The following is a 16,409-nucleotide window of genomic DNA, read 5'->3' as shown; positions in this document are numbered from 1 at the left end:
TTATTTCAGAAAGCAACACTCGATTAAGTTGATGATAGAAATGTAATGGAGAAACTCATCCTTTGAGTGCTAGACTGATGTTTATCATACTTTTATCAGTCTTTTTCTATGCAAAAACTCACCATCAAAGCATTTGGCCTACCTGTGTCTTTTTACTTATCAATAGTATTTGGCCTACTGGTAACCCAAAGCGTTTTCGCCGCACCACTGAGCTCATTCTCCAAAGCAAAAAGAGAAGCGGTGAAGATTTATCTCGACCACCCGACTTCATTTTATTGTGGTTGTGACATTACATGGAAGGACAAAAAGAAAGGGATTCCCGACCTTGACGGCTGTGGTTATCAAGCCCGAAAACAACAAAAGCGAGCGAGTCGAATTGAGTGGGAACACGTGGTTCCAGCTTGGCAATTCGGCCACCAGCGTCAGTGCTGGCAAGATGGCGGGCGCAAGAACTGCACTCGCAATGACAAAGTATTCAAGTCCATGGAAGCCGATCTCCACAACCTAACGCCAGCTATCGGTGAAGTAAATGGTGACCGTTCGAACTACAACTTCAGCCAGTGGAATGGAATGGATGGCGTGAGCTATGGTCAGTGCGAAATGCAGGTCAACTTCAAGCAGCGTAAGGTGATGCCGCCAGACAGAGCAAAAGGCTCTATCGCGCGTACCTACCTTTACATGAGCCAAGAGTATGGCTTCAAGCTATCTAAGCAGCAAACCAACCTGATGATGGCGTGGAACAAGCAATTTCCTGTCGACAAGTGGGAATGTACTCGGGATGAGCGAATCTATGCCATCCAAGGAAATCACAACCCATTTGTTTACCCTGCTTGTAAATAACGTCACTCGTACAATCAACATTCCAACTATCTCAAACAAGAGTTTCAGAATTGCCCCTGAAACTCTTGATCTACCCTTGTTTTTTCAACCAAAAGCATCCATGTTAGGCAGAGACAAAATACCCAAATGAACATATTTATAGGTTTACCAGCATGAGAATCCCTCGTATCCATCACCCAGAACGCATTCATCAGTTAGGTTCACTCGCTTTAGGCGAAGATGCCGCGGGTCATGTTGGTCGTGTCCTTCGCATGAAAGAAGGCCAAGAAGTCCTTCTATTTGATGGCAGTGGTGCTGAATTTCCAGCGACAATCACTGAAGTGTCAAAGAAAAATGTCACCGTTAATGTTTCTGAACGCATCGAGCGCAGCAGCGAATCTCCGTTAGACTTACATTTAGGCCAAGTGATTTCACGTGGTGACAAAATGGAGTTCACCATTCAGAAATCGGTTGAGCTTGGTGTGAACACCATTACCCCTCTAATTTCAGAGCGATGTGGCGTTAAACTTGATACAAAACGCTTTGAGAAAAAACTCGCACAGTGGCAAAAGATTGCTATCGCGGCGTGTGAACAGTGTGGCCGTAATACGGTTCCAGTCATTCGTCCAATTATGCAGCTTGAAGAATGGTGCAGCGAACCAAGCGAAGCACTAAAGCTAAACCTGCACCCTCGAGCAAAGTACTCAATTAACACCCTTCCAGAACCTATTAGCAAGGTACGCCTATTGATTGGTCCTGAAGGTGGCTTGTCGGCTGAAGAAATCGGCATGACAGAGCAATACAAATTTGAAGAGACGCTACTCGGCCCACGTGTACTTCGTACCGAAACAGCTGCTCTAACCGCAATTACTGCCTTACAAGTCCGTTTTGGCGATCTAGGCTAGGAGAAAAAAATGATCAAACTTGGCATCGTAATGGATCCAATTTCATCCATTAACATCAAAAAAGACTCTAGCTTTGCCATGATGCTTGAAGCTCAGCGTCGTGGTTACGAAATCCATTACATGGAAATGGATGATCTACACTTAGATCAAGGCGTAGCCATTGCTGACACTAAGGTTGTAGAACTAAAGGAAGACCCAAACGGTTGGTATGAATTCAAGTCAGAACAGACTATCGCGCTATCTGATTTAGATGCAGTATTGATGCGTAAAGATCCTCCGTTTGATACTGAATACATTTACGCGACCTACATTCTTGAGCGTGCTGAAGAAAACGGCGCACTGATCGTAAACAAGCCACAAAGCCTACGTGACTGTAACGAAAAGTTGTTCACGGCTTGGTTCCCAGAGCTAACACCAACTACCATCGTGACTCGTAAAGCTGAAAAGATTAAAGAGTTTCGTGAGAAGCATGGTGACGTGATCCTAAAACCACTTGATGGTATGGGTGGTGCGTCTATCTTCCGCGTGAAGGAAGGCGATCCAAACGTATCGGTGATCATTGAAACGCTGACCAACCATGGTCAAAACTACGCAATGGCACAAACCTTTGTTCCTGACATCAGCAATGGTGATAAGCGTATTCTTGTGGTTGACGGTGAGCCAATGCCTTACTGCCTAGCTCGTATTCCAGCTAAAGGCGAAACACGCGGCAACCTAGCCGCTGGCGGTACAGGTGAAGCTCGTCCATTAAGTGAAACAGACTGGGCTATTGCACGAGCAGTGGCTCCTTCACTAAAAGAAAAAGGCTTAATCTTTGTCGGACTGGATGTTATCGGCGACAAGCTGACAGAAATTAACGTGACCAGCCCTACTTGTATCCGTGAAATTGAAGCTGCTTTTGATATTTCGGTAACAGGTAAATTAATGGACGCAATCGAGCGTCGCGTTAACGCTAAATAGCCTAAACTAAAGAAAGCCTTAGCTATTCGCAAACGGCACAGAATCAATGAGCGGCTTCACGCCGCTCTTTTTCCTTTACTGGGAACACACTGGCAGGAGGCTCTATGAATTTAACGAACCACTTTCTGGTTGCTATGCCCGGAATGAAAGACCCCTACTTTCAAAATTCGGTAATTTACCTTTGTGAGCACAACGACGAAGGTGCGATGGGCTTAATGATCAACGCTCCTATCGATGTCACTGTCGGAAGCATGCTTAAACAAGTTGAGGTTGATTCTGAGCAGCCGAAATCGAATCAGGCAAGTCTTGATAAGCCAGTATTGAACGGTGGGCCGGTCGCAGAAGACCGTGGGTTTATTTTGCACAAACCTAAAGGCAGCTATCAATCCAGCATCAACATGACAGATCAAATCTCAGTGACAACCTCAAAAGATATCTTGATGGTGTTGGGCACAGAAGATGAGCCGATGAATTATTTAATCGCACTTGGGTATGCAGGATGGGAACCGGGACAACTGGAAACCGAACTTACCGAGAACTCATGGTTAACCGTTGAAGCCGATCCAAAGGTCATCTTCGATACACCGATTTCTGACCGCTGGAAAGTCGCCGTGCAGATGTTAGGCATTAATGCGGCTCAGCTTTCAGCAGACGCTGGTCACGCCTAGCTCAAATCAGCTAAATAAACAGACACTCTCAAACACAGATAAATTTGGAACCCCCATGTCACGAACAATTATGGCATTTGACTACGGTACAAAAAGTATCGGCAGTGCGATAGGACAAGAAATCACAGGCACAGCAAGCCCACTGAAAGCCTTTAAAGCCAAAGACGGAATTCCTAACTGGGACGATATCGAAAAGCAAATTAAGGAGTGGCAACCTAACCTGATTGTGGTTGGCCTTCCTACCGACCTTCATGGCAAAGATCTAGCCACCATCACACCTAGAGCGAAGAAGTTCGCTAACCGCCTTAAAGGGCGCTTTGGTGTTGATGTTGAACTGCATGATGAGAGGCTATCGACTGCCGAAGCAAGAGCCGATCTTTTTGACATGGGTGGCTATAAAGCATTAAGTAAAGGCAATGTAGATAACCAGTCTGCAGTCGTCATTTTAGAGAGCTGGTTTGAAGCGCAATATTCGTAACGAAAATTAAGTGAGCAAAATTTGAACTAATTTGTGATCCCACACGAATTTCACGCCGTAATGTCGATGCAATTCAAAATCAGAACGTGGGAGTTCAAATGAAAATTTTTCTAGCAATCTTCACCGCTCTAACCATTTCAGCATGCAGTTCAATGGGTGGTTCAGCGGGTTACACTGGCGAACAATATCCAACTAAAATTAAATTAGAGAAAGAGCGTGGCTACTCGAACGACAACAACCGTTTTGCTAATCACTAATTTATTCACTTTACAAAAAACCCGCATCTCAGCGGGTTTTTTATTGGCACCAGACACTAGGCATTCAACCTAACCCATGTCTATCTTTACCCCGGCCAAAGCACCAGTCCCGTAGTCATCATCGCCACGTCTGGTTTTTAGCATCAAACGTAAGTCATTAGCAGAGTCAGCACTGTGAAACGCATCCTCTTCGCTGATCTTGCCTGCTACAACTAAATCATATAAAGCTTGGTCAAAGATCTGCATACCAATCTCTTTTGATTTTGCCATGGTTGCTTTCAGTTCATGTAGTTCACCACGACGAATCAAGTCAGACACACGAGGGCTATTCAGCAGAATTTCAAACACACCATGACGACCGCTGCCATTCTTATCTCGGATTAACTGTTGAGCAACCACGCCACGCAAGTTCATCGACAAATCAAACAGGAACTGCTCTTTCTGTTCTTTCGGCACCAAGTGAAGAACACGTTCTAACGCTTGGTTAGCGTTATTGGCGTGCAAAGTTGCCATACACAAGTGACCCGTTTCAGCAAAGGTCATCGCGTATTCCATGGTTTCACGGCTACGGATTTCGCCAATCAAGATCATATCTGGCGCTTGACGTAACGAGTTCTTAAGTGCGACTTCATAGCTCTCGGTGTCGAGCCCAACCTCACGTTGAGTCACGATACATTTTTTATGTTCGTGAACGAATTCAATTGGGTCTTCAACCGTCAAGATATGCCCCGAGCGGTTGGTATTGCGATAACCAGTCATCGCAGCCATTGAGGTCGATTTACCAGAGCCTGTCGCCCCAACCACCAACACAAGTCCGCGCTTAGCGATTGAAAGGTCCTGCAGTACATCTGGAAGCTTTAATTGCTCAAAGGTTGGGATGTTAGTCTCGATACGTCGAATGACCGCTCCAGGTAGCTCTCGTTGAAAGAATGCACTGACACGAAAACGCCCAAAGTCACGCACTATGGCAAAATTAGCCTCACGCGTTTGCTGATATTCATCACGTCGGTCTTGATCCATCATCGCATCAAGTAGTTGAGCGACCTGAACCAAATTCAGCTTCTCGCCTTGCGGTCGTAGTTCACCATCGACACGGAACAAGACAGGCGCATCGACAGTGATATAAAGATCGGACGCTTTTTGAGACAGCATTCCCTCAAGGATTTGATTCAATTCCATTATGTGCACCTTGATTAAAACATTGAGGTTTCAATTTCGATTTTTTTCTCAACCTCTTCCGAATCAACCAAGCCTTGAGCCATCAGCTGCTTCGCGTTTTGCTCCATGGTTTGCATGCCATGTGCTGCGCCCGTTTGAATGATCGAATACATCTGAGCGACCTTGTCTTCACGAATCAAGTTTCTGATCGCTGGTGTCGCCATCATGATTTCATGGCAAGCCACACGACCACCCCCTACACGTTTTAGCAGCTTCTGTGCAATCACCGATCGTAACGATTCAGACAGCATTGAACGCACCATGTCTTTATCGCTACCAGGGAAAACATCAATGATACGGTCAATCGTTTTTGCTGCAGAGCTGGTATGTAGGGTACCAAAAACCAAGTGACCGGTTTCCGCTGCGGTTAGCGCTAAGCTGATCGTCTCTTGGTCACGAAGCTCACCAACAAGGATAACATCTGGGTCTTCACGTAACGCGCTGCGCAGCGCCGCTTTGAAGCTGTGAGTATCACGATGGACCTCACGTTGGTTAACAAGGCATTTATTGTTGGTGTGAACGAATTCAATCGGGTCTTCGATCGTCAGGATATGTTTGTTGTGGTTGCGGTTTACGTAATCAACCATCGCCGCAAGGGTCGTTGATTTACCAGAGCCTGTTGGGCCAGTAACGAGCACTAAACCTTTTTCGTAGTTGGCAATCTTTTCAAAGATTTCAGGCGCACCTAGTTGATCTAAAGTTGGGATTTCTACAGGGATAGTTCGAAAGACAGCCGAGCAACCACGAGCTTGGTTAAAAGCATTCACACGGAAACGACCAACATTGGGCAATTCAAAAGAGAAGTCGACTTCCAATTTTTCTTCAAACTCACCACGCTGCGAATCGCTCATGATCTCAAAAACCAAACGATGCACATCAGCATGACTCAAAGCTGGGATTCCAAGCTTCCTTACTTCACCATCTATACGTACCATTGGAGATACACCCGCAGAAAGATGTAGATCTGACGCGTTATGCTTTACACTAAAATCTAGTAACTCAGTGATATCCATTTATTTTCCCTTAAGTAAAGTCAGCTATGAGTAGTATTCAACAAAATATCGAACAAATCACCTCACAGATTCGTAGTGCTGAGCAAAAGTGCGGACGAGCTCCAGAGTCCGTGCAACTTTTAGCCGTCAGCAAAACTAAACCTATTGATGCGATTCTAGAAGCCGCACTCGGAGGCCAAGTTGCCTTTGGTGAAAACTATGTTCAAGAAGGTGTCGATAAAGTAAAACACTTTTCAGAACAACATTCTAACCTAGATTTAGAGTGGCACTTTATTGGTCCAATTCAGTCCAATAAAACTCGTCCAATCGCGGAAAGCTTCCAATGGGTACATTCCGTTGATCGCGATAAGATCGCACAAAGACTTAATGATCAACGTCCAAGCGAACTTCCACCTCTACAGGTGCTGATTCAGGTAAACACCAGTGGTGAAGAGTCTAAGTCAGGAACCTCAGAAGAGACAGTTTTTGCACTCGCGGAGTTGATTTCATCGCTCCCTAACCTCACCTTAAGAGGATTGATGTCGATTCCTGCAAACGTCTCTGACTATCAATCACAGCTTAATGCGTTCTCTCAACTGGCAGAGCTTAAAGATAAGTTATCCGCGAAGTATCCAGACATCGATACCCTGTCTATGGGGATGAGTGGTGATATGGATGCAGCCGTTGAGGCTGGCAGCACAATGGTTCGTATTGGAACGGCTATTTTCGGCGCTCGTGATTACGCGAAATAGCCGTAGTAAGTAACCAACGACAAGTACAAGTATTGATACCGCTTCGCCTTATCCGCGCAGCGACACGCTCAGGATTTTATATATGGAACATAAGAACATCGCCTTTATTGGGGCGGGAAACATGGTTCGCTCAATTGTAGCGGGCTTAGTCGCGAGTGGTTACCCAGCGCAAAAGATTACGGCAACCGCACCTTCAGAAACCAGAAGGTTGCCGTTAGAACAAGAATACGGCATCAATACCACCAGCGATAATATTGCAGCAGCAGAGCAAGCAGACGTTGTCGTGTTATCCGTGAAGCCACAAATGATGGCTAATGTATGTAAGCCCTTACAAGATATCGACTTCAGCAACAAACTGGTTATCTCAATTGCCGCGGGTATTAATGCGAATCGACTCAATGAGATGTTAAACTGCCAGCTAAACCTTGTTCGTGTGATGCCAAACACGCCATCACTACTTGGGAAGGGGATGAGCGGTCTTTATGCCGATTCAACCGTTAGCCAAGATGATAAAGACTTTGCTTCTCAGCTGATGCAAGCTGTAGGTGAAGTAAGCTGGGTTGAGCAAGAATCTGGTATCAATAACATTATTGCGGCGGCGGGTAGTGCTCCGGCTTACTTCTTCCTGTTTATGGAAGCGATGCAAGCAGAAGCAGTCAACCAAGGCTTCGACCAAGAAACCGCTCGTAAATTAGTTCAGCAGTCTGCGTTAGGCGCGGCAGAGATGGTGGTAGCAAACCAAGAGACTGAATTATCAACACTGCGTGAACAAGTGACATCAAAAGGCGGCACGACCGCAGAAGCACTACGCACGTTTAACGAACATCAACTATCAGACATCGTAGCCAAAGCCATGCAAGCGGCAGTCGCTCGGGCTGAAGAGATGGAAAAACTGTTTTAGTACCAATCAAGGTAAACAAGCATTTTGCCGCTCAGGTTATATCTAAGCGGCAAGTAAATCCGAAAAAGGAAACAATATGAACTCGATGAGCTTTCTGATCTCGACCGTTTTTGATCTTTACATCATGGTTGTGATCTTGCGTATCTGGCTACAAGCATCACGTGCAGATTTCTACAACCCATTCTCACAATTCATCGTAAAAGCGACACAACCGGTTGTTGCCCCACTACGCCGAGTTATTCCATCTATCGGCAGCCTTGATCTTGCGACGGTTGTTTTTGCTTATGTGCTGTGTGTACTTAAGTTCGTTGCTCTAAACCTGATTATCTCTGGCGGCGCTGCCGTTTTCGATATTAGCTTCCTAATCTTTGGTGCACTGTCTCTGCTCAAAGCGGCTGGTGGTTTAATTTTCTGGGTTCTACTTATCCGTGCAATCCTAAGCTGGGTAAGCCAAGGTCGTAGCCCAATAGAGTACGTATTCCATCAACTGACTGAACCAATGTTAGTGCCTATTCGCCGTATCCTTCCGGACATGGGTGGTTTCGACCTAAGCGTACTGGTTCTGTTCATTGTTCTGCAATTTGCGAACTTCCTAATGGGCGACATGATTGGTCCTATTTGGTATCAACTATAATTCAAGTACAAACATCAGGTACTTTGACGATGCCAAAAGCGGTTTGGGCCGAGGAAGACGATATTCTTCTTAGGCTCTATATCCAACCCAAAGCAAGCCGAGACAAGATTGTTGGCTTGCATGGTGAGGAACTAAAAATTGCCATTACCGCCCCACCGGTAGATGGCAAAGCCAATGCCCATTTAGCGAAATACCTAGCGAAACAGTTTAAGGTCGCAAAAGGGCAAATTAAGATAGAAAAGGGAGAGCTCGGTCGGCATAAGCAAGTTCGAATATGCTCGCCAAGCCAAATCCCAACTGAAGTCAAAGCCATCCTATGATGGCTTTTTGCTATTTATTGGAGTCATTATGCGTCTATGGATAACAGCACTACTCACCTCTCTTATTGCCCTACCTAGTTGGGCAGGGCAGTTTAAAAACATCAAAGATGTCGAGGTTCACTACTCGGCTTTTAATTCCACGTTTCTAACTGCGCAAGTCGCTAAGCAATACAAACTTAAGCGAAATGGATACTCAGCAATCCTCAACATCAGCGTGTTAGACAAGGCTTCCCTAGGCAAGCCTGCTACAACGGCTAAAATTACGGGAACAGCGAAGAACCTCGTTGGAAACACCCGAACTTTGAAGTTTCGAGAAATCAAAGAAGGTGATGCGATTTATTACCTTGCTGAGTTCCCTGTAACTCACGAAGAGAACATCACCTTTAACATCGATGTTAACGCAGGCTTGAAAGGCACTGGCCCACTGCGCTTCACACAGAAATTCTATATAGAAGAGTAAGCTATCCCTTACTTTTCATTTATTCACTTATTAGAGTCACATTCCCATGAGCAAGATTGTTTTAGCAACAGGCAACCAAGGTAAAGTTCGCGAGATGGCAGATATTCTGTCTGAGTTTGGCTTTGACGTGGTCGCACAAAGTGAATTTAACGTTTCAGAAGTCGCTGAAACGGGGACAACTTTCATTGAAAATGCCATCATCAAAGCTCGCCACGCCGCGAAAGAAACAGGACAGCCAGCGATTGCTGACGACTCAGGTTTAGAGGTTGATTACTTAAATGGTGCTCCGGGCATCTACTCAGCGCGTTACTCAGGTGAAGGGGCAACCGATAAACAGAACATCGAAAAATTGCTAAACGCGATGCAAGGTGTCGAAACTGAAAAGCGTACTGCGCGTTTCCACTGTGTGTTGGTGCTAATGCGTCACGAGAATGATCCAACACCTCTAGTGTGTCACGGGAAATGGGAAGGTCGCATCCTTACCGAAGAACATGGTGAGAATGGCTTTGGCTACGATCCCGTATTCTTTGTTCCAGAAGATAACTGCGCATCAGCAGAACTTGAATCTTCACGTAAGAAGCAACTATCACACCGTGGTAAAGCGCTTGCGTCACTATTAAAGACTCTCAAGGAGCAAGCTCTGTAATGCACAATGCAGCGCTAATACCACCCGCACTTAGCCTCTATGTCCACATCCCATGGTGTGTACAAAAGTGTCCGTATTGTGATTTTAACTCTCACGCCCTCAAAGCCGAGATCCCAGAGAAAGAGTACATCGATGCACTGCTTGAGGATCTCGATACCGATATCGAAAAATATCAGCTCAATGGTATGCCTCGTCCATTGCACTCAATCTTTATAGGTGGAGGAACTCCGAGTTTATTCTCTCCTGAAGGCATCGGGCGGTTACTACAAGGTATTGAGCAACGTATTCCGTTCAAACCTGAAATAGAAATCACCATGGAAGCCAACCCGGGAACTATCGAAGCTGAGCGTTTTGCAGGTTACCAAAAGGCAGGAGTGAGTCGAATCTCGGTGGGTGTGCAAAGTTTTGAGCAAGATAAGCTTGAAAGACTTGGGCGTATTCATGGTCAAGACGAAGCGGTAAATGCCGCTCATTTAGCGCATAAAATTGGATTGAATAGTTTCAACTTAGATCTCATGCACGGCTTACCGGATCAAAGCATAGATCAAGCATTGGCTGATTTGGATAAAGCGATCGAGCTTAACCCTCCACATTTATCTTGGTATCAGCTAACAATAGAACCTAACACCATGTTCTATTACAAAACGCCAACTCTACCTGATGACGATGATCTCTGGGATATCTTCGAATTAGGCCACAAAAAGCTCGCTGATGCAGGGTATGTACAATACGAAATTTCAGGCTACAGCAAGCCGGGCTACCAGTGTCAGCATAATCTCAACTACTGGCGCTTCGGTGACTACTTAGGTATCGGCTGTGGCTCTCATGGCAAGCTAAGTTTTGCTGACGGACGGATTGTTCGCACTACAAAGGTTAAGCATCCTAGAGGCTACCTAGCAGCGTATCAGAACATGGTGAAGCCTTATCTATCCGATGAGTTTGAAGTGCCGAATGAAGACCGCCCTTTTGAATTCTTTATGAACCGCTTTAGGCTAATGGAAGCGTGTCCAAAACAAGATTTTATCGATACGACTGGGCTTGGTTTTGACTCGATTCAAGAAACTATTGAATGGGCAAAAGAGCTAGGCTACTTGAATGAAACCGACACTCACTGGCAGATAACAGAAAAAGGGAAGCTATTCCTCAACGATTTGCTGGAAGCTTTTATGGCAGAAGAGGACGAATAGATTCGAGAGATATTGTGTAAGGGTTGGTTTTAGGGCCAACCCTTTTTATTTTATAGCCCCCTCTCGGAGCGAAGCGTTCTACAGGACGAAGTCCGTGCTCGCATCTTTCTCTTAGAAAATAGAACGACCAATTCGCTCAGAAAGCAACTCTAGCGCCTTAGTACCTGCTAAAGAGTTACCAGAAGGGTCAAGCTCTGGAGACCACACCGCAATCGTCATTTCGCCAGGAACGATAGCGATAATACCGCCACCCACACCCGATTTACCTGGCATCCCAACACGGTAAGCAAACTCACCAGCCCCATCATACAAACCGCATGTCGCAAGCAAAGCATTCAACTGCTTGGTTTGAACTGGCGTGATGATCTCTTTCTTGGTTTGAACCGACACACCTTTGTTTGCCAAATAGCTAAAGGTTTTTGCCAAGTCCACACACGTCATTTTAAGCGCACAGGCATGAAAGTAGTTATTCAAAACAGGGATAACATCATTTTCAAAGTTACCAAATGAACGCATCAAGTAAGCGATAGCCGCATTACGATCGCTGTGCATCATTTCTGAAGCCGCTACTATCTTGTCATAGACTATATGGGTGTCGCCCGACAACTGACGCACAAACTCCAATAAGCGGTGCCTAGGCGCAGATAAGCGGCTTTGTAGTAGGTCTGCAACGACAATTGCGCCCGCATTAATGAACGGGTTACGGGGAATCCCATGCTCCATCTCAAGCTGAATCATAGAGTTAAAGGCTTGGCCAGAAGGCTCTTTGCCTACGCGTTGCCAAATCTCTTCAGGCTTGTATAACACCATAGCTAATGTCAGGCTCAAGGCTTTAGAGATGGATTGCACAGAAAAGGCTTCCTCTGCATCACCCGCTTGAATCACCTCACCTTCATTGGTGTATACCGCAATCGCCAGTTTCTGGTTCGATACGCGAGCCAATGCAGGGATATAATCAGCAACCTTTCCCTGACCAATTAGGGGACGAACTTCGTCTAAAATCTCGGCTAAAATAGCTTGAGTTGGTTTCATGTATGCTTACTTCTATATTGTTATTTTTGTAGGGTTCTAACATTACTTTCTGTCCTTAAACCTTTATCGCAATAAAAGCCTAAGGACAAAAAAGCCAACATTACAATAATGTTGGCTTTAATCAATCCCACAAAGTGTAAGGTTTAACCTAAAGCAGGTTTACCTTCACTTGTTGTGCTCGAGAATTACTTAGTACGCTTGTACTTAATATCCCAAACACCATGACCAAGACGGTGGCCACGAGCTTCAAATTTAGTCAGTGGACGCTCATCTGGGCGAGGAATGTAATCACCATCTTCAGCGATATTCTCGAAGCCTGGAGCAACGTTCATCACTTCAATCATGTGCTCTGCGTAGTTTTCCCAGTCTGTTGCCATGTGGAAAATACCAGTATCAAGTTGAAGCTTACCGCGAACCATTTCTGCAAACTCAGCCTTAACGATACGACGTTTGTGGTGACGAGCTTTGTGCCATGGGTCAGGGAAGAACAGTTGCAGTGTATGCAGGCTGCTATCTGGAATCATGTGTTCAAATACTTCTACTGCATCGTGACACATTACACGCAGGTTAGTTACGCCAGCATCACGCGCTGTACCTAAACAAGCACCAACACCTGGGCTGTGAACTTCAATACCTAAGAAGTTTTTCTCAGGTGCGTTCTTTGCCATTTCAACCAGTGATGCACCCATACCGAAGCCAATTTCTAGTACAACTGGGTTATCGTTGCCAAATACTTCTTTCCAGTTAAGAAGCTCTGGGTTGTAGTCGATACCCATTGTTGGCCAACATTCATTCATCGCGTTTTCTTGGCCTTTTGTTAAGCGGCCTTCGCGGCGAACAAAACTACGGATCTTACGAACCAGTTTGCCGTCTTCAGTATATTCGTTAGTGGTCACTTCACTCATTGATTTTTGCCTGCACATTGATTAATCAAAGCGGGGATTATCCAAAGAATTGCCTTCGGTGCAAGTCTTTCCGTGGATAAATTCCCACACAATTTGTCTGTTTTACATCCAACGTTAAGTGTGGTGCAATTTCGCTTCTAATAATAGCAAAGCATAGAGCATGTCGTGACTCCTTTCGCAACCGCCATATTAAAGTGGTATGACGCCTACGGGCGTAAAGAATTACCTTGGCAACAAAACAAAACCGCCTACACCGTTTGGCTATCTGAAATTATGCTTCAGCAGACTCAAGTCGCCACGGTGATTCCATACTACCAGCGATTCTTAGAACGCTTTCCAACGGTTATCGACCTAGCGAACGCCGAACAAGATGAGGTTCTGCACTTATGGACAGGGCTTGGTTACTACGCACGAGCTCGCAATCTACATAAAGCAGCCAAGATCGTTGCTGAGCAATATGGTGGTGAATTTCCGCTTTCTATCGAAGAGATGAACGCGCTACCGGGCATAGGTCGCTCGACGGCAGCTGCAGTGCTGTCTTCGGTTCACAAACTTCCTCATGCGATTCTTGATGGCAATGTAAAACGAACACTTGCGAGAAGCTTTGCCGTTGAAGGTTGGCCAGGACAAAAGAAAGTCGAGAACCAGCTCTGGGAACACGCCGAAGCACACACACCGAAGAAAGATGTCGATAAGTACAATCAAGCAATGATGGATATGGGCGCGATGGTTTGCACCCGTAGCAAGCCTAAATGTGCGTTGTGCCCGATTGAAAGCATGTGTGAAGCCAAGAAACTTGATAAACAACTCGACTTTCCAGGTAAGAAACCTAAGAAAGAAAAACCAGTAAAAGAAACATGGTTTGTGATTCTGTACCACAACAATCAAGTATGGCTCGAACAACGCCCTCAATCTGGTATCTGGGGAGGGCTATTCTGTTTCCCTCAAAATGAAAATGCAGAGATCGAACATCAGTTAGATCTTCGCTCGATCAAAGACAGTGAAACCGATTCAATCGAGACCATGATTGCGTTTCGACATACTTTCAGCCACTACCACTTAGATATCACGCCAGTATTAGTGAAATTAGATAAACAACCAGATTTGATAATGGAAGGGACTAAAGGTCTCTGGTATAACTTATCAAAACCGGAAGAAATTGGCCTAGCCGCTCCTGTAAAGCAGCTTATTGAGAGCCTACCCTTTGAACTGAACGACGCCGTTTGAATCAACGAACGCCATAAGAGGAACTACTATGAGCCGCACTGTATTTTGTGCTCGCCTTCAAAAAGATGCTGAAGGCCTAGATTTTCAACTTTACCCAGGTGACTTAGGTAAACGTATCTTTGACAACGTGTCTAAAGAAGCTTGGGGACAATGGCAAAGCAAGCAAACAATGCTGATCAATGAAAAGAAGCTAAACATGATGGATCCTGAACATCGTAAACTTCTTGAAACTGAGATGGTTAACTTCCTTTTCGAAGGTAAAGATGTCGTAATTGATGGCTATACTCCACCAAGCGAATAAGACATTTATTTAAGCAATTTTTAATGACATCATGGTTAACGCTGCGATGTCATTTTTGTATGAGGAACTATGAAAAAGCTAAGTTACTTCCTAACAGCCATGTTATTAACTGGCTGCAGCCGTGAATTTGTCGAAAGCATTTATGATGTTAATTATGAGCCGACCAACCGATTTGTAAGCAATTTGGCAGAGCTACCCGGTCAGTTTGAAAAAGACACCGGAGCACTAGACTCTTTGATTAATAGCTTTTCTGGCAATATCCAAAAGCGCTGGGGCAGCAGTGAAGTAAAGATGGCCGGTAAAAGTAACTATGTGAAATACATAGATAATTACCTAAGCCGTTCAGAAGTAAACTTTAGCGAAGGCCTCATAACGGTAGAAACAGTCTCCTCTACTGAGCCTAAAAAACACCTCAAAAACGCGATCATGACAACGCTTTTGACGCCTGATGATCCGGCGCATGTCGATCTATTCTCTTCCAAAAGCATCAAGTTAGAAGGCAAACCTTTCCTCTATAATCAAGTTGTAGACCAAGATAAAAAGCCCATTCAATGGACATGGCGCGCTAACCAATTCGCGGATTACCTGGTCGCTAACAACCTAAAAACCAAAGAAGTCGACTTTAAAAAAGCCTATTACGTTGAGATCCCAATGGTGGCCGATCACGCTAGCCAGCGTAGTTACCAATACGCCGACATCGTTCGACGAGCATCTCAGCGTTACGACATTCCTGAAGACTTGATCTACGCAATAATCAAGACAGAGAGTAGTTTCAACCCATACGCGGTGAGTTGGGCAAATGCATACGGTCTGATGCAAGTGGTGCCTAAAACCGCAGGTCGAGATGTCTTTAAACTAGTAAAGAACAAGCCTGGAGAGCCCAGCCCAGAGTATTTATTCAATCCAGAAAACAACATTGATGCTGGTACCGCATATTTTTACATCCTTAAAAATCGTTATTTGAAAGACGTAAAACATCCGACAACGCTCGAATACAGTATGATTTCAGCATACAACGGCGGCACGGGTGGCGTGCTCAACACCTTCAGTAAGGACAGAAAACGAGCAATGCGAGACTTAAACTCGCTGCAACCTAGCCAAGCGTACTGGGCACTTACTAAGAAACACCCAAACAAAGAGTCGCGCCGATACTTAGAAAAAGTAACAAAATTCAAGAAAGATTTTAACCAAGGTAAAACGTAAGCCTCACTTTTGAATAAAAAAACAACTAACGAACGTTTTTTTTAATTATTTTCAAAAAAGGTGTTGACGGTTATGCAGAAAATCCGTTTAATAGCGCTCCGTTGCCCGGATAGCTCAGTCGGTAGAGCAGAGGATTGAAAATCCTCGTGTCGGTGGTTCGATTCCGCCTCCGGGCACCACAATTTGATTTGTTGGTGTCAACACTCTTTAACAGGGAGTGGTAGCACGGACGAAAGCATAAAGAATTTAGTGTGCCGACTTAGCTCAGTAGGTAGAGCAACTGACTTGTAATCAGTAGGTCACCAGTTCGACTCCGGTAGTCGGCACCATTCTTTTGCCTCGATAGCTCAGTCGGTAGAGCAGCGGATTGAAAATCCGCGTGTCGGTGGTTCGATTCCGCCTCGAGGCACCATTATTTGGTGCTTAACAAATAATGGTCTTTATAGACCTGATGTTGACACAAATAATTCCCCTTTAGTTCAGTTGGTAGAACGGCGGACTGTTAATCCGTATGTCGCAAGTTCAAGTCTTGCAAGGGGAGCCA

General features: G+C 45.1%; 20 protein-coding genes and 4 tRNA genes. 20 read left to right on the top strand and 4 right to left on the bottom strand.

The window, feature by feature from the left end; genetic code table 11:
- Positions 1-108: 108 nt before the first annotated feature.
- The 6 genes from BCV39_RS22655 (at position 109) to BCV39_RS23250 (ending at position 4,087) form a co-directional block, all read left to right on the top strand.
- A complete protein-coding gene (locus BCV39_RS22655; RefSeq protein ID WP_102431284.1) occupies positions 109-840 on the top strand; it encodes an endonuclease in 732 nt (243 codons plus the stop codon).
- Positions 841-992: 152 nt separating this feature from the next.
- On the top strand, positions 993-1,724 hold the full coding sequence (gene rsmE / locus BCV39_RS22650; protein ID WP_055319636.1) for a 16S rRNA (uracil(1498)-N(3))-methyltransferase: 732 nt from the start codon (positions 993-995) through the stop codon (positions 1,722-1,724).
- A gap of 9 nt (positions 1,725-1,733) precedes the next feature.
- Positions 1,734-2,684, top strand: coding sequence for a glutathione synthase (gshB, locus tag BCV39_RS22645; RefSeq protein ID WP_019822368.1), 951 nt, complete (start codon positions 1,734-1,736; stop codon positions 2,682-2,684).
- 104 nt (positions 2,685-2,788) lie between these two features.
- Positions 2,789-3,352 (top strand): YqgE/AlgH family protein, encoded by a 564-nt coding sequence (locus BCV39_RS22640; protein ID WP_102431285.1) that lies wholly within the window; start codon positions 2,789-2,791, stop codon positions 3,350-3,352.
- Between the two features lie 55 nt (positions 3,353-3,407).
- On the top strand, positions 3,408-3,830 hold the full coding sequence (gene ruvX / locus BCV39_RS22635; RefSeq protein ID WP_048659417.1) for a Holliday junction resolvase RuvX: 423 nt from the start codon (positions 3,408-3,410) through the stop codon (positions 3,828-3,830).
- A gap of 98 nt (positions 3,831-3,928) precedes the next feature.
- Positions 3,929-4,087, top strand: coding sequence for a hypothetical protein (locus BCV39_RS23250; protein ID WP_165886710.1), 159 nt, complete (start codon positions 3,929-3,931; stop codon positions 4,085-4,087).
- Positions 4,088-4,156: 69 nt separating this feature from the next.
- Here BCV39_RS23250 and BCV39_RS22630 read toward each other — a convergent pair whose 3' ends face one another.
- Positions 4,157-5,266 carry a PilT/PilU family type 4a pilus ATPase gene (locus tag BCV39_RS22630; protein WP_102431286.1) on the bottom strand — a complete coding sequence of 370 codons (1,110 nt, stop codon included), beginning with the start codon at positions 5,264-5,266 and terminating at the stop codon, positions 4,157-4,159.
- 14 nt (positions 5,267-5,280) lie between these two features.
- On the bottom strand, positions 5,281-6,318 hold the full coding sequence (locus BCV39_RS22625; protein ID WP_048659419.1) for a type IV pilus twitching motility protein PilT: 1,038 nt from the start codon (positions 6,316-6,318) through the stop codon (positions 5,281-5,283).
- A gap of 26 nt (positions 6,319-6,344) precedes the next feature.
- Here BCV39_RS22625 and BCV39_RS22620 point away from each other — a divergent pair, with 26 nt between their 5' ends.
- The 7 genes from BCV39_RS22620 (at position 6,345) to hemW (ending at position 11,197) form a co-directional block, all read left to right on the top strand.
- Positions 6,345-7,049, top strand: a complete 705-nt coding sequence (locus BCV39_RS22620) for a YggS family pyridoxal phosphate-dependent enzyme (RefSeq protein ID WP_102431287.1) — start codon at positions 6,345-6,347, stop codon at positions 7,047-7,049.
- An 82-nt stretch (positions 7,050-7,131) separates the two neighbouring features.
- Positions 7,132-7,950: a pyrroline-5-carboxylate reductase gene (gene proC, locus BCV39_RS22615; RefSeq protein WP_102431288.1), complete on the top strand. Its 819-nt coding sequence runs from the start codon at positions 7,132-7,134 to the stop codon at positions 7,948-7,950.
- A gap of 76 nt (positions 7,951-8,026) precedes the next feature.
- Positions 8,027-8,584: a YggT family protein gene (locus BCV39_RS22610; RefSeq protein WP_017067798.1), complete on the top strand. Its 558-nt coding sequence runs from the start codon at positions 8,027-8,029 to the stop codon at positions 8,582-8,584.
- 29 nt (positions 8,585-8,613) lie between these two features.
- A complete protein-coding gene (yggU, locus tag BCV39_RS22605; RefSeq protein ID WP_009847703.1) occupies positions 8,614-8,904 on the top strand; it encodes a DUF167 family protein YggU in 291 nt (96 codons plus the stop codon).
- Positions 8,905-8,932: 28 nt separating this feature from the next.
- Complete coding sequence (locus tag BCV39_RS22600; RefSeq protein ID WP_102431289.1) at positions 8,933-9,364, top strand: DUF4426 domain-containing protein; 432 nt, start codon at positions 8,933-8,935, stop codon at positions 9,362-9,364.
- Positions 9,365-9,410: 46 nt separating this feature from the next.
- Positions 9,411-10,010, top strand: a complete 600-nt coding sequence (locus tag BCV39_RS22595) for an XTP/dITP diphosphatase (RefSeq protein ID WP_048668738.1) — start codon at positions 9,411-9,413, stop codon at positions 10,008-10,010.
- Positions 10,010-11,197 (top strand): radical SAM family heme chaperone HemW, encoded by a 1,188-nt coding sequence (gene hemW / locus BCV39_RS22590; RefSeq protein WP_102431290.1) that lies wholly within the window; start codon positions 10,010-10,012, stop codon positions 11,195-11,197. The genes BCV39_RS22595 and hemW overlap by 1 nt, the downstream gene beginning before the upstream one ends.
- A gap of 111 nt (positions 11,198-11,308) precedes the next feature.
- Here hemW and glsB read toward each other — a convergent pair whose 3' ends face one another.
- Both glsB and trmB read right to left on the bottom strand, forming a co-directional pair.
- Positions 11,309-12,229 carry a glutaminase B gene (gene glsB, locus BCV39_RS22585; protein WP_048668736.1) on the bottom strand — a complete coding sequence of 307 codons (921 nt, stop codon included), beginning with the start codon at positions 12,227-12,229 and terminating at the stop codon, positions 11,309-11,311.
- A gap of 185 nt (positions 12,230-12,414) precedes the next feature.
- Positions 12,415-13,134, bottom strand: coding sequence for a tRNA (guanosine(46)-N7)-methyltransferase TrmB (gene trmB / locus BCV39_RS22580; protein WP_010435641.1), 720 nt, complete (start codon positions 13,132-13,134; stop codon positions 12,415-12,417).
- A 165-nt stretch (positions 13,135-13,299) separates the two neighbouring features.
- Between trmB and mutY the strand changes: the two genes are divergently transcribed.
- From mutY to BCV39_RS22545, 7 genes are all read left to right on the top strand, one after another.
- Positions 13,300-14,361, top strand: a complete 1,062-nt coding sequence (gene mutY / locus BCV39_RS22575; protein WP_048659427.1) for an A/G-specific adenine glycosylase — start codon at positions 13,300-13,302, stop codon at positions 14,359-14,361.
- Between the two features lie 28 nt (positions 14,362-14,389).
- Positions 14,390-14,662 carry an oxidative damage protection protein gene (locus tag BCV39_RS22570; RefSeq protein ID WP_010435637.1) on the top strand — a complete coding sequence of 91 codons (273 nt, stop codon included), beginning with the start codon at positions 14,390-14,392 and terminating at the stop codon, positions 14,660-14,662.
- Between the two features lie 69 nt (positions 14,663-14,731).
- Positions 14,732-15,865, top strand: a complete 1,134-nt coding sequence (gene mltC / locus BCV39_RS22565; protein ID WP_102431291.1) for a membrane-bound lytic murein transglycosylase MltC — start codon at positions 14,732-14,734, stop codon at positions 15,863-15,865.
- 103 nt (positions 15,866-15,968) lie between these two features.
- Positions 15,969-16,044 (top strand) — tRNA-Phe (locus tag BCV39_RS22560).
- A gap of 74 nt (positions 16,045-16,118) precedes the next feature.
- Positions 16,119-16,194: transfer RNA gene (locus BCV39_RS22555), tRNA-Thr, on the top strand.
- Positions 16,195-16,201: 7 nt separating this feature from the next.
- Positions 16,202-16,277: transfer RNA gene (locus tag BCV39_RS22550), tRNA-Phe, on the top strand.
- A gap of 56 nt (positions 16,278-16,333) precedes the next feature.
- Positions 16,334-16,409: transfer RNA gene (locus BCV39_RS22545), tRNA-Asn, on the top strand.

It is taken from the genome of Vibrio sp. 10N.286.55.E10 (genome assembly GCF_002872555.1).
GTDB classification, from domain to species: Bacteria; Pseudomonadota; Gammaproteobacteria; order Enterobacterales; family Vibrionaceae; genus Vibrio; species Vibrio crassostreae.
The sequence above is the reverse complement of the archived record's forward strand: the minus strand, read 5'-3'. Positions and strand labels throughout refer to the sequence as shown.